This is a genomic window from Pseudomonas spartinae, assembly GCF_965197125.1.
GTDB classification, from domain to species: Bacteria; Pseudomonadota; Gammaproteobacteria; order Pseudomonadales; family Pseudomonadaceae; genus Aquipseudomonas; species Aquipseudomonas composti_A.
The window spans coordinates 134,334-146,147 of sequence record NZ_CBDAMB010000003.1; the positions used below are offsets into that span (position 1 = coordinate 134,334).

The 11,814-nt window shown below is 66.6% G+C and carries 10 protein-coding genes; 5 read left to right on the plus strand and 5 right to left on the minus strand.

The window, feature by feature from the left end; translation table 11 throughout:
- Positions 1 to 185 precede the first annotated feature (185 nt).
- Complete coding sequence (locus ACN8M7_RS07985) at positions 186 to 1,511, plus strand: NAD(P)/FAD-dependent oxidoreductase (RefSeq protein ID WP_061239349.1); 1,326 nt, start codon at positions 186 to 188, stop codon at positions 1,509 to 1,511.
- A 228-nt stretch (positions 1,512 to 1,739) separates the two neighbouring features.
- Here ACN8M7_RS07985 and ACN8M7_RS07990 read toward each other — a convergent pair whose 3' ends face one another.
- Positions 1,740 to 2,447, minus strand: a complete 708-nt coding sequence (locus ACN8M7_RS07990; RefSeq protein WP_490260398.1) for a cupin domain-containing protein — start codon at positions 2,445 to 2,447, stop codon at positions 1,740 to 1,742.
- 304 nt (positions 2,448 to 2,751) lie between these two features.
- Between ACN8M7_RS07990 and ACN8M7_RS07995 the strand changes: the two genes are divergently transcribed.
- Together ACN8M7_RS07995 and ACN8M7_RS08000 are read left to right on the plus strand one after the other, a co-directional pair.
- Positions 2,752 to 3,606, plus strand: coding sequence for a GNAT family N-acetyltransferase (locus tag ACN8M7_RS07995; RefSeq protein WP_490260399.1), 855 nt, complete (start codon positions 2,752 to 2,754; stop codon positions 3,604 to 3,606).
- A 31-nt stretch (positions 3,607 to 3,637) separates the two neighbouring features.
- On the plus strand, positions 3,638 to 3,868 hold the full coding sequence (locus tag ACN8M7_RS08000; protein ID WP_061239346.1) for a twin-arginine translocase TatA/TatE family subunit: 231 nt from the start codon (positions 3,638 to 3,640) through the stop codon (positions 3,866 to 3,868).
- Between the two features lie 15 nt (positions 3,869 to 3,883).
- Here ACN8M7_RS08000 and ACN8M7_RS08005 read toward each other — a convergent pair whose 3' ends face one another.
- Genes ACN8M7_RS08005 through ACN8M7_RS08015 form a run of 3 tightly spaced genes read right to left on the minus strand, consistent with a single transcriptional unit; the run spans position 3,884 to position 9,622 of the window.
- A complete protein-coding gene (locus ACN8M7_RS08005; RefSeq protein ID WP_490260400.1) occupies positions 3,884 to 5,317 on the minus strand; it encodes an efflux transporter outer membrane subunit in 1,434 nt (477 codons plus the stop codon).
- Positions 5,314 to 8,451 carry a multidrug efflux RND transporter permease subunit gene (locus tag ACN8M7_RS08010; protein ID WP_490260401.1) on the minus strand — a complete coding sequence of 1,046 codons (3,138 nt, stop codon included), beginning with the start codon at positions 8,449 to 8,451 and terminating at the stop codon, positions 5,314 to 5,316. Before ACN8M7_RS08010 ends, ACN8M7_RS08005 begins: the two co-directional genes overlap by 4 nt.
- A 16-nt stretch (positions 8,452 to 8,467) precedes the next feature.
- Positions 8,468 to 9,622, minus strand: coding sequence for an efflux RND transporter periplasmic adaptor subunit (locus ACN8M7_RS08015; protein ID WP_490260402.1), 1,155 nt, complete (start codon positions 9,620 to 9,622; stop codon positions 8,468 to 8,470).
- A gap of 161 nt (positions 9,623 to 9,783) precedes the next feature.
- On the opposite strand from ACN8M7_RS08015, the gene ACN8M7_RS08020 reads away from it, so the two are divergent.
- Together ACN8M7_RS08020 and ACN8M7_RS08025 are read left to right on the plus strand one after the other, a co-directional pair.
- On the plus strand, positions 9,784 to 10,518 hold the full coding sequence (locus tag ACN8M7_RS08020) for a response regulator (protein ID WP_490260403.1): 735 nt from the start codon (positions 9,784 to 9,786) through the stop codon (positions 10,516 to 10,518).
- On the plus strand, positions 10,515 to 11,579 hold the full coding sequence (locus tag ACN8M7_RS08025; protein WP_490260404.1) for an ATP-binding protein: 1,065 nt from the start codon (positions 10,515 to 10,517) through the stop codon (positions 11,577 to 11,579). The genes ACN8M7_RS08020 and ACN8M7_RS08025 overlap by 4 nt, the downstream gene beginning before the upstream one ends.
- Before the next feature lie 34 nt (positions 11,580 to 11,613).
- On the opposite strand, the gene ACN8M7_RS08030 is transcribed toward ACN8M7_RS08025, so the two are convergent.
- On the minus strand, positions 11,614 to 11,760 hold the full coding sequence (locus ACN8M7_RS08030) for a hypothetical protein (RefSeq protein ID WP_490260405.1): 147 nt from the start codon (positions 11,758 to 11,760) through the stop codon (positions 11,614 to 11,616).
- Positions 11,761 to 11,814 lie beyond the last annotated feature (54 nt).

The following is an 11,814-nucleotide window of genomic DNA, read 5'->3' on the forward strand; positions in this document are numbered from 1 at the left end:
CTGCGAAAACGCCCGATTCTGCGATTGCGCTTGAGCAATACGACAGCCTTAAGCGGGTCGAGCCGCCTAACATAGGGCAGCACGACGGCAGTGCCGCCCGCCCTGCAGTGGTGTTTCATCAGGACGACGGTCTTGCCGCGCCACCCTCATCATCGACTCATCTTTTGCAGGCCAGGAGAAACAGCATGCCGGCTCCCTTGATCACCATGCAGTCCACAGCGGAGTTGCCTGAAAGCGCCGATATCGTGGTCATCGGCGGCGGCATCATCGGTGCTTGCACCGCCTACTTTCTGGCTCGCGATGGCCTCAAGGTCGCCCTGCTGGAAAAAGGCCGCATCGGCGCCGAGCAGTCCAGCCGCAACTGGGGCTGGTGCCGCCAGCAGAACCGCGATGCCCGCGAGCTGCCGCTGTCGACCAAGAGCCTCGACCTCTGGGAAGAAATCACTGCCGACTTGGGCGAAGACCTGGGCTTTCGCCGCTGCGGGCTGTTCTACCTGTCCGACAACCAGGCCGAGCTGGATGGCTGGGCGAAATGGCGCGACTTCGCCATCACCCAGGGCGTCACCACCCATATGCTCAGCAGCGCCGAGGCCAGCCAGCGCGGTGCTGCCACCGGCAAGCCCTGGCTCGGCGGGGTGTTCTCGCCGTCCGACGGCATCGCCGACCCAGCCCGCGCCGCGCCGCTGATCGCCAAAGGCGTGCTCAAGCATGGTGGCACGGTGCACCAGTTCTGCGCCGCACGCGGCGTGGAAACCGAGGCTGGGCGCGTCAGCGCGGTGATCACCGAACACGGTGTGATCAAGACCCAGAAGGTAGTGATGGCCGGCGGCGCCTGGGCTTCGTCGTTCTGCGCGCAACTAGGCATTCGTTTCCCACAGGCCTCGATACGCTCCAGCATCCTCTCGGTGATGCCCGGCGTGCAGGGCATTCCCGACACCCTGCATACCAGCGAAGTGACCGTCACCCGGCGTGGCGATGGCGGCTACACCCTGGCCATCTCCGGGCGTGCCTGCGTCGACCCGACGCCGCAGCAACTGCGCTTCGCCAGCTACTTCCTGCCGATGTTCGCCAAGCGTTGGCAGATGCTCTCGCCAGGCGACCTGCAGGGCTGGCTGTCCGGCCACGAAACCTGGCGCAAATGGGCGCTGGATAAACCGACGCCGATGGAGCGCATGCGCATCCTCGACCCGCGCCCGTCGGAATCGATCCTGCGCGACACCCTGGCACGCGCCCGTCGCCTGCTGCCGGCGTTGGGCAGCGTGCCAATGCAGGCCGGCTGGGCCGGTTATATCGACAGTACCCCGGACGGCGTACCAGTGATCGACGAAGCGCAGAACCTGCCGGGCTTCATCCTCGCCGCCGGTTTCTCCGGCCATGGTTTCGGCATCGGCCCAGGGGCTGGCCGCCTGATCGCCGAACTGGCGCAAGGGCAAACGCCCTTCGTCGACCACCGCCAATACAACCTGGCGCGCCTGAGCAAAAGCGCCTGGGGCAAGGTGTCGGAGTTCTGAACGCCGCCTCAGGCGGGAACCCGCTTCCACCTGAAGCGAGGCAACCGGGTACGCCGTGCACGCCAAAGCGCCGGCGCTATCCTCATCCGTGCAGGCGAAGCTGTCGCCCCTGCTCTGCCATCCAATCCGATTGCTCGAGCTCGCACACTGCTGCGCAAGCGTTTCGCTGCGCGCCAATCGCCAGAGCGCCCGCGAGCAATGACCGCACAGGCGCCCTGGTGCTATGGCTTATTTGACAACGTACAGCTTGCGTACGTAGACGTTGCTCTCCCAGGCGCACGGGGCGCCCTGAGCGACGAACACCGTATCGCCAGTATTGACCTTGAGCTCGGCGCCATCGGCCAGCTGCAGGGTCACGCTGCCTTCGATCAGGTGCATCAGCTCATGCACCTTGTGCGGGCGGCTGCGACGGGCGTAGGGCGTGGAGTCCCAGACGCCAATCAGCAGATTGCTGGCGCTGTCGGCGAAAGCGTTGAAGGAACGGCATTGCGGCGCAGGGCCGATGAGGATCTGCGCGTCCGGCGCTTGCGAGGGATTGAGTGCCGCGCGGGCATCGAGTTGGGTCAGGCCGGGCTGGTGCTCGGCACCCTGATTCAGCGTGCAGAACGCCCACAGGCTACCGGCCTGTGCCTGCACGCGCAGCGCCGTGCCACGGCCGATCACCGCACTGTCGCCAACGCTCAGCTCGAGCGTCTGCTGCTCGTCCTGCAAGCTGACTTTACCGGCGTGTACCACCAGCATCTCGGTGTAGGGATAATCCTCGACCACCAGCTCTACGCTCGCCTGAACGAAACCGGCGCTGACTCCATCATCGCCTCGGTAGGCCACGTGGCGGACGTTGCCGAAGGGATCGGACGAGTCCAGGGCGCCGGGCGTGAATGCAGCGGCAGGAGTGCCATCGGCATACGCCAGCAGCAAAGCGATAGGATGTGACATTCGGTGGAATCTCCAAGGGTGAACGCGTCGACGAGGCGAGCGGCGAATGGCTCGTAAAGAGGCTGAAAAAACGACTTGGCAGCGGCTCGCGGTGCTACTCAGCCAGAGCTCCATGCTAGGAAATATCGCCCAATATTTGCTGCCGACTTGCTGCCTCGCTTGAGCATTAGCTGCGGCCGCGGACACCGAAACTTATGCAATCGACCGAATTGCGCCGTACCTATTGTCAGCACTCTGCTCAGCTGGGATACAGGTTCCATCGACCGCGCCCGCTACGCCACGTGGCCCCTTCAGGAGATCTGTAATGTCCGCCCCGAGCCATCCCTATACCTACCGAGCCATGACCGCCGCCGACGTTCCGGCCGCCCATGCCCTGTCGCTGAACCTGAAGTGGCCGCACCGCCTTGAGGACTGGGCCATGCTGCAGCGGGTCGCCGAAGGCTTTGTCGTCGAGGATGCTGGCCAACTGATCGGTACCGCCTTCACCTGCCCGCAAGGTGCCTACGCCACCATCGGCCTGGTCATCGTCAGCAACGACTATCAAGGCAAGGGCATCGGCCGCCGGCTGATGGAACAGGCCCTGCAGGCCTGCGGCCCGGCGACAGCGATGCTCAACGCCACCCTGGCCGGTGTACCGCTGTACGCCAGCCAGGGCTTTATCGAATTCGCGCGAATAAACCAGCATCAGGGCGAGGTCCAACCGTTGCCCCACCCTACCCTGGCGTCAGGGGAAAACCTCCGCAATGCCGGCACCGACGACTGGCCACGGCTACTGGAGCTGGCCAACGCCGGCAGCGGTCTGGACAGAAGTCGCGTGTTAGACGACTTGCACGACGCGATCGAACGCACGGTAATCGTCGAGCGTGATGGCCAACCATGTGCCTTCGCCATGCTGCGTAGCTTCGGCCGCGGTCGGCTAATCGGCCCAGTCGTTGCGCAGAGCACCGAGCAGGCCAGAAGCCTGATCGCCGAGTTGCTGGCCGAAATTCCCGGCGCCTTCGTGCGCATGGATATCCAGGCCGACAGCGGTCTTGGCGAGTGGCTCAGTTCAGTGGGCCTGCAGCAGGTCGACAGCGTTGCGCAGATGGCGCGCGGTACGCCGCCTCGGATTGTCGGCGACGTGCAGCAGTTCGCACTGGTGACCCAGGCCGTTGGCTGAACGGCATCCAACTTTTTATGGAGTACGCAGCATGGCTCTGGGCGGCATCAGTATCTGGCAACTCGTGATCATCCTGCTGATCGTGGTCATGCTGTTCGGCAGCAAGCGCCTCAAGAACCTGGGTTCCGACCTTGCCCATGCGATCAATGGCGTCAAGAAGACCATAGGCATCGAAGATGACAAACCGGCGCTCAATCCGCGCAAGGTCCAGACCGCCGATGCCAAGGCACACGAAGTTCAAGACTCGAACAGCCGATATTGAGCGCCGGCACGGCTTTTATCGAGCTACGCTGACAGCCGCAACCTCCGTCACATCATCGTGCAGGCCGCCACCGAGCGACTTGTACAGCGCCACCCGGTTGGCGATGTCTGCGCAGCGCAACTCCAGCAGCGTTTGCCGTGCAGCCTGCAGTTGGCGCTGGGCGTCGAGCAGTTCCAGGCGGCCGTCGACGCCTGCGCGGTAACGCAGATCGGACAGCGCCAGGCGCCGTTCGGCAGCATTCACTGCACGCAGTTGTGCCTCGATCTGGCGGCCGAAGGTGGCGGTTCCCGCCAGGGCATCGGCCACCTCGCGGAAGGCGCGCTGGATGGCGCGCTCGTACTGCGCGACCGCCTCGGATTTACGCACCTCGGCCAGGCGCAACTCGGCGCGCAGGCGCCCGCCCTGAAACAGCGGCTGGGAGATCTGCGGGGCGAAGCGCCAGACCTGCCGCGCCGGGTCGAACAGGCCAGCGAGCGAGGTGCTGGCGTAACCGAAGGACGCGGTCAGGGAAATCTGCGGGAAGAACGCCGCCCGCGCCGCGCCGATATAGGCATTGGCCGCTACCAGCATCTGTTCGGCCTGGCGCAAATCCGGTCGGCTCAGCAGCAGGTCGGCCGGCAGCCCCGCCGGGAGTTGCGCGATCAGCGATTGGCGCTCCAGTGGCAAGGCCGCGGGCAGATCGACCGGTAGCTCGCTGCCCACCAACAATTGCAGGGCGTTGTCCGCCTGCGCCAGAGCGCGGCGGCGCGCTTCCAGGTCGGCTTCTGCCAGGGCCACCTGCCCTTCGGCCTGGGCCACATCCAGGCTGCTGTTCTGCTCGGCCTGTTTGAGCAGGCGCGCCAGCTGCAACGACTGTTGCCAGTCAGCCAGGGTGCGCTCGGTCAGCTGCAGTTGCTCGTCAGCCAGGCGCTGGGCGAAGTAGGCCTCGGCCACCGCGCCGACCAGGGTGATCTGCGCTGCCTCGCGGCCCTGCTCACTGGCCAGGTAACGCGCGAACGCCGCATCGGAGAGTGCGCGCACGCGGCCGAACAGGTCCAGCTCAAAGGCGCTGAGGGCGACGTTCACCCCGGTCTGCTGGTTCACCTCGCGGCTAGCCTGGCCGTTCGTATCGGTCGTCAAAGCGCGCTCACGCGTGCGCGTTCCCTCCAGCCCCACAGCCGGCAGACGTGCGGCGCGCTGGACGTTCGCCTGGGCCTGCGCTGCCTCGACGTTGAGGATGGCCAGTCGCAGGTCGCGGTTATTGGCCAGCGAAAGGTCGATCAGCCGTTGCAGGCGCGGGTCGGCGAACATCGCGCGCCAGCCCAGGGCGCTGGCCGGCAGCATCGGGGCTGGTTCAGCAGCCATGGCATAGCGCGCGGGCACCGGTGCGGCCGGACGCTCCAGCGGCGGGGTCAGTGAGCAGGCGCTCAGGCAGGCAAGCAGCGGCAGGGTCAGAAACAGGCGCATCATGGGTTCTCCTGGGTCAGCGCGGCGCCGCCCCGCTGCGCACGCCAGGCGCTGAAACGCTCCTGCGTGCCGATGACGAAGACGAAGAAGGCCGGCACGAAGAATACCGCCAACAGGGTGCCACTGAGCATGCCGCCAAACACCCCGGTGCCGATGGCGTGCTGGGTTTCGGCACTGGCGCCGGAGGCGAGCATCAGCGGCATCACACCGAGGGTGAATGCCAGTGAGGTCATCAGGATCGGCCGCAGGCGCAGGCGCGCAGCGGTCACGGCGGCGTCGATCAGCGTGCGCCCCTCGGCATGCAACTGACGGGCGAACTCGACGATGAGGATGGCGTTCTTCGCCGACAGGCCGATGATGGTGATCATCCCCACCTTGAAGAACACGTCGTTGGGCATGCCGCGCAGCATCACCGCGGCCACCGCGCCGAGCAGGCCCAGCGGCACTACCAACATCACCGACAGCGGGATCGACCAGCTCTCGTAGAGCGCCGCCAGCACCAGGAACACCACCAGCGCCGAGAGCAGCATCAGCAGCGGTGCCTGCGCCGCCGACTGGCGCTCCTGCAGCGACTGCCCGGTCCAGGCCACGGCGAAGCCCTGCGGTAACTGGGCGACCAGGCGTTCCATCTCGGCCATCGCCGCACCGCTGGAAACCCCGGCAGCCGCACCGCCGGCGATACGCACGGCGGGATACCCCTGAAAACGCATCATCTGCTGCGGCGACTCGCTCCACACCGGCGTCACCACCTCGCGCAGCGCCACCATGCCGCCGCCGGCATTGCGCACGCGCAGGCCGAGCACGTCGTCCAGTTGCATGCGCGCCGCGGCGTCGGCCTGCAGGATGACCTGCTGCATGCGCCCGGCATTGGGGAAATCGTTGACGTATAACGAGCCCATGGCTGCCGACAGCGTGCTGCTCACGGCGGAGAAGGACAGCCCCATGGCCTCGGCCTTCTGCCGGTCGATCTGCAGGCGGATGCTCTCGCCGGGCGGCAGGCCGTCGGGGTAGACATCGCTGACCACCTTGCTCTGCGCCGCCAGTGCCAGCAGTTGCGCCTGCGCCGCCAGCAGCGCCGCCTCGCCACGGTTGGCGCGATCCTGCAGGAACAGGGTGAAGCCCGAGGAGGTGCCGAGCTCGTCGATGGCCGGTGGCATCAGGCTCATCACCGTGCCTTCGACGTTACCGGCCATGGCCTGCTGCGCCAGCGCTGCTTCTTCGGCGGCCGTGGCGCCATGGCGCTGGTTCCAGTCCTTGAGCATGGTAAAGGCTATGGCTGCGTTGGGGCCGGAGCCGGCGAAGCTGAAACCCAGCACCACCAGGTTGGCATCCAGCCCTGGGCGCGACGCGACGTGCGCCTCGTAAGCCTTGACCACGTCCAGCGTGCGCTCGCTGGTGGCGCCGGTGGGCAACTGGATGGAGGTCATGAAGTAGCCCTGATCCTCTTCCGGCAGGAAGGACGACGGCAATTGCGCAGCGGCGACGGCCAGCACCGCGCAGAGCACGGCGAACGCTGCCATCATCCGCCCGCTGCGCCCGACCAGGCGTGCCACCCGCGCCCCGTAGCTCGCCGTCATGCGCTCGAAACCGCGGTTGAAAGCGCCGAAGAAGCCGCGCTTTTCATGATGATCCGCGCTGACCGGACGCAGCAGCGTGGCGCACAGCGCCGGCGTCAGGCTCAGGGCGAGGAAGGCCGAGAACAGGATCGACACCGCCATCGACAGGGTGAACTGCTGGTAGATCACCCCCACCGAGCCACTGCCGAAGGCCATGGGGATGAACACGGCGGTGAGTACCAGGGTGATACCGATGATCGCCCCGGTGATTTCCCGCATCGCCTGCAGGGTCGCCTCTTTCGGCGACAGCCCCTGGGTGGCCATCAGCCGTTCGACGTTCTCCACTACCACGATGGCGTCATCGACGATGATGCCGATGGCCAGCACTATGCCGAACATGGTCAGCGAGTTGATCGAGAAGCCCGCCAGCAGCATCACCGCGAAGGTGCCGAGCAGCGCAATCGGCGCGACGATTGCCGGGATCAGCGTGTAGCGCAGGTTCTGCAGGAACACGAACATCACCAGGAACACCAGCGCCATGGCCTCGAACAGGGTGTAGATCACCTTCTCGATGGACACCTTGACGAAGGGCGCGGTGTCGAACGGCACCGAATAGGCCATGCCAGCAGGCATGCTCGGCGCCAACTCGGCCAGGCGCTCGCGCACGGCCGAGGCGGTGCGCACGGCATTGGCTCCGGGTGACAGCTGGATCGCGGCACTGGTCGCCGCCACGCCGTTCTCGCGGTTGGAGAAGGCGTAGGACTGTGCGCCCAGTTCGATGCGCGCGACGTCACCAAGCACCACCTTGGCGCCATCGGCGCCGGCGCGCAGGACCACGGCGGCGAACTGCTCAGGCGTGCTCAGTTGCCCCTGCACGGTCAGCGGCACGGTCAGCCGCTGGCCCGGCAACGCCGGCTCGTCACCGACCCGGCCGGGGGCAATCTGCACGTTCTGCTGCTCGATGGCCTGGGCCAGTTCGTTCATGGTCAGGCCATAGGCAGTGAGCTGCTGCGGGTCGACCCAGACGCGCATGGCCTGCTCGGCGCCGAACAGCTGCACGCGGCCCACGCCGTCGATACGGCGCAACTCCTGGACGATGTTGCGCGCCAGGTAATCGTTCAGCGCCACTTCGTCATACTGACCATTGGGCGAGGTCATGCCGACCATCATCAGAAAGCCCGAGGCGGCGGATTCCACCTGTAAGCCGTTCTGGCGCACGGCCTGGGGCAGGCGCGGCTCCACCGCCTTGATGCGGTTCTGCACGTCCACCTGAGCCAGTTCCGGGTCGGTGCCCGGCTTGAAGGTGACGGTGATCTGCGCGGTGCCCGAGGTATCCACCGAGGACTCGAAGTACAACAGGTTCTTCACCCCGGAAAGCTCGCGCTCGACCAAACTCACCACCGAGTCGTTGAGGGTCTGCGGAGTGGCCCCCGGATAAGTGGCGTAGAGGGTCACCGAGGGCGGCGCCACCGACGGGTAGCGAGCAATGGGGAGCTGCGGGATGGCGATGAGGCCGACCAGCACGATGAACAGGGCGATGACCCAGGCAAACACCGGGCGGTTGATGAAAAACTGCGGCATGTGGTTGTCTCCGGACTCAGTGCGCGACGGCGCTGAGGTGTTCACCGCTGGCGGCGGACTGCCAGGAGCGCGTGGCAACCTGGGCATCGGGGCTCAAACGTTCGATACCCTCGATCACCACCTGCTGCCCGGCGCTGAGCCCGGACACCACGCGGTAACGACGCTCGACCAGCTCACCGAGTTCGATGGGCACCGGCTGTACCTGGCCCTGCTCATCGACCACCCATACGCTGGCCTGGCCCGCCGTGCGCGTTACCGCCTGCTGCGGCACACTGAGGGCGGCGGAGTAATGCGCACGGGGTATCCGCGCCTGCACGTAGAGGCCGGGCAACAGGCGGCGCTGCGGGTTGTCCACCAGCACGCGCAGCAGCACGTCGCCGGTACCAGCATCCACCTCGATGCCGGAAAACAGGATGCGCCCCCGCATGCCCAGTGGCTTGCCGTCGCTGCCGAGGATGTCCACGCTCAGCTCCGGCGTCGCCGAACCGGCCTGCTGGCGCAGCGTGTCCAGTATCGAGGCGGACTGGCGTACGTCGACGTACACCTGGTCGATCTGCTGAATACGCGCCATGGGCGTGGCATCGGTCGGCGACACCAGCGCCCCTTCGCTGACCAGCGCCTGGTCGATGCGCCCGGCAATCGGCGCCTCGACGCTGGCGAACTGCAGGTCCAGCTGGCGCCGCGCCAGCGTCGCCCTGGCCTGAGCCACATCGGCGGCGGCCTGCTCACGCTGCGCCACCGCGTCGTCATACACCTGACGGCTGACCGCCTCGGCGCGCACCAATGGGGCCAGGCGCTCGGCCTGTACACGCGCCCGGGTCAGGGTCGCTTCGGCGCGCTGCAAGGCGGCCGCGGCGCTGTCGACCTCCGCCTTGAACGGCGCTGGGTTGATCTGGAACAGCACGGCACCGGCCTCGACTTCGGCACCCTGCTCGAACAGACGGCGCTGCACGATGCCGCCGATCTGCGCACGAATCTCGGCGCTGCGCACGGCGGCCACACGGGCTGGCAGGTCCTCGCTGACCGCCAGCTCCTGCGCCTGCAATGTCAGCACCGACACCTGCAGCGGCGCGGCCGCCTCGCTTTGCTCAGGCGCCGCGTCGCAGCCTGCCAGAGCCAATACGGCAAACCCTGCGAGCGCGATGCCCAGATGCCGCTGTTTACTGCCCATAACCCACTCCTCGTTGCACGCTAGGCTCCGGTGACCTGATGGCGACCGGGAGCTGATCGACGCTGCAGTCTGAAGCGGCGCTGTTGCGAATGATTCGAGGCTTTGTGGAGAAAGCATGGAGGCCGCGATAGTATTTGCCGCCCCTCTGCGCGAGCCCGCCCATGTCCGATCCCCACGCCCGTACCAGCACTGCCTCCCCTGCCCCGGCACTGGTGCTGATCGCCGAGGACGAGGCCGAGATCGCCGACATCCTCATCGCCTACCTGCAGCGCAGCGGCCTGCGCACCCAGCACGCCAGCGATGGCCAGCAGGCCCTGGCCCTGCACCAGACGCTCAAGCCGGACCTGCTGCTGCTCGATGTGCAGATGCCGGTGTGCGATGGCTGGAAGGTACTCAGCGAAATCCGCTCCCGTGGCGACACCCCGGTGATCATGCTCACTGCGCTCGATCAGGACATCGACAAGCTGATGGGGCTGCGCCTGGGCGCCGACGACTACGTGGTCAAACCCTTCAACCCGGCTGAGGTGGTGGCGCGGGTGCAGGCGGTGCTGCGGCGTACACGGGGCAGCGCGCCTGCTGCCACGCAGATGCTGCGCGTCGGGCTGTTCCAGATCGACCTGGACAGCCACGAGGCCAGCGTGATGGTCGATGATCAGCAGCAAACGCTGGAGCTGACCCTGACCGAGTTCAAACTGCTGGCCTGCCTGATGCGCGCGCCGAAACGGGCGTTCAGCCGTGCTGAGCTGCTGGTCACCTGCCTGCCCGAAGGCGACACCCAGGAGCGCACCGTGGACAGCCACGTCAGCAAGCTGCGCAAGAAGCTCGAAGCGCTCGACATCCAGGGCGTGCCCGCCAGCGTCTGGGGCGTGGGCTATCGCTTCGGCGTCGAGCCATGAAACCGGCACCGGGCCTGCGTCGACAGATCATCCAGTCACTGGCGGTAATGGCGCTGGGCATCATCTGCCTCTCGGTGATCGGTACCTACATCTTCTACGCCTTCGCCGTGACCTACCTGCCAGGCAGCATCTCCGACACCATGGTGCCCTCGCGGCTGGAGCTGGTGTGGATCGTCTGCACCATCATCGCCGCGTTGAGCATGGCGGTGTTCGTCGCCATACGCCTGTCACGGCGCCTGATCACGCCGTTGAATTCGGTGGCGCACAGCCTGCGCGAAGTGGCCCAGGGCAAGCTCGACGCGCGCGCACCGCTGGACCCACAGGCCATGGGCGAAACCGCACAACTGGTGCGTGACTTCAACGCCATGGCCGAGCGCCTGCAAAGCATGACCCGCGAGCGCGAGTTCTGGAACGCCGCCATCGCCCACGAACTGCGCACCCCGGTGACCATCCTGCGCGGCCGCCTGCAGGGCTTGGCCGAAGGCGTGTTCAGTCCCAGCACAGAGTTGTTCGAGGGCCTGCTACGCCAGGTAGAAGGCCTCAACCACCTGATCGAAGACCTGCGCGTGCTGAGCCTCAACGACAGCGGCCACCTGGAAGTGCAACGCAGCAACGTGCGCCTGGCCGATGAACTGGGCAGCGTGCTGCAGGCCTTCGCCACGTCGCTGGCGGAGAAAGGTTTTCACCTGCAGCAGTCCCTGGACGCCGAGCTGCTGGTGCAATGCGATGCCGTGCGCATCCGCCAGGCGCTGATGGCGCTGCTGGAAAACGCCCTGCGCCATGCCGACCCAGGCAACCTGTGGGTGCGTCTGGAGCGAGTCGGCGACGACTGCCAGTTGAGCGTGGAAGACGACGGACCCGGCATCGACAGCGCCCTGGTCGCCGACATCTTCGACGCCTTTCGCCGTGGTGACCCGTCACGCTCGCGCAAGAGCGGCGGTAGCGGCCTGGGCCTGGCGGTGGTCAGGGCCATCATCGAGGCGCATGGCGGGCAAGCCTTCTGCCAGGTGTCGGCTCAGGGTGGCAGCCGCTTCGTTCTGAGCTGGCCGCTGCAGCCATAACGACAGCCACCCGAAGGCCGCAGCGTGACACGGACTAGAGCGTGGTCACGCCCAAAGGGTATCGCTCACACCAGCGCGGCACGATGACCATCATCGGGCTGTAAACCTTGGTGCCCCTGCCACCGACCTGATTGCCGCCGTTGTCGGCTTCGGCCTGAGCGCGGTTAAGCGAACCCTGCACGCCCTCCTCACCACGCTGGCGCAGCACGGCGGCGCGATCGAAGGCATGGGAGCC

What these genes read in the sequence shown, in the direction of transcription:
- ACN8M7_RS08010 (WP_490260401.1), bottom strand. Translation starts at nt 8,451, where the DNA reads ATGCCGCAGTTTTTCATCAACCGCCCGGTGTTTGCCTGGGTCATCGCC.
- ACN8M7_RS08005 (WP_490260400.1), bottom strand. Translation starts at nt 5,317, where the DNA reads ATGATGCGCCTGTTTCTGACCCTGCCGCTGCTTGCCTGCCTGAGCGCC.
- ACN8M7_RS07995 (WP_490260399.1), top strand. Translation starts at nt 2,752, where the DNA reads ATGTCCGCCCCGAGCCATCCCTATACCTACCGAGCCATGACCGCCGCC.
- ACN8M7_RS08025 (WP_490260404.1), top strand. Translation starts at nt 10,515, where the DNA reads ATGAAACCGGCACCGGGCCTGCGTCGACAGATCATCCAGTCACTGGCG.
- ACN8M7_RS07990 (WP_490260398.1), bottom strand. Translation starts at nt 2,447, where the DNA reads ATGTCACATCCTATCGCTTTGCTGCTGGCGTATGCCGATGGCACTCCT.
- ACN8M7_RS08000 (WP_061239346.1), top strand. Translation starts at nt 3,638, where the DNA reads ATGGCTCTGGGCGGCATCAGTATCTGGCAACTCGTGATCATCCTGCTG.
- ACN8M7_RS08020 (WP_490260403.1), top strand. Translation starts at nt 9,784, where the DNA reads ATGTCCGATCCCCACGCCCGTACCAGCACTGCCTCCCCTGCCCCGGCA.
- ACN8M7_RS08015 (WP_490260402.1), bottom strand. Translation starts at nt 9,622, where the DNA reads ATGGGCAGTAAACAGCGGCATCTGGGCATCGCGCTCGCAGGGTTTGCC.
- ACN8M7_RS07985 (WP_061239349.1), top strand. Translation starts at nt 186, where the DNA reads ATGCCGGCTCCCTTGATCACCATGCAGTCCACAGCGGAGTTGCCTGAA.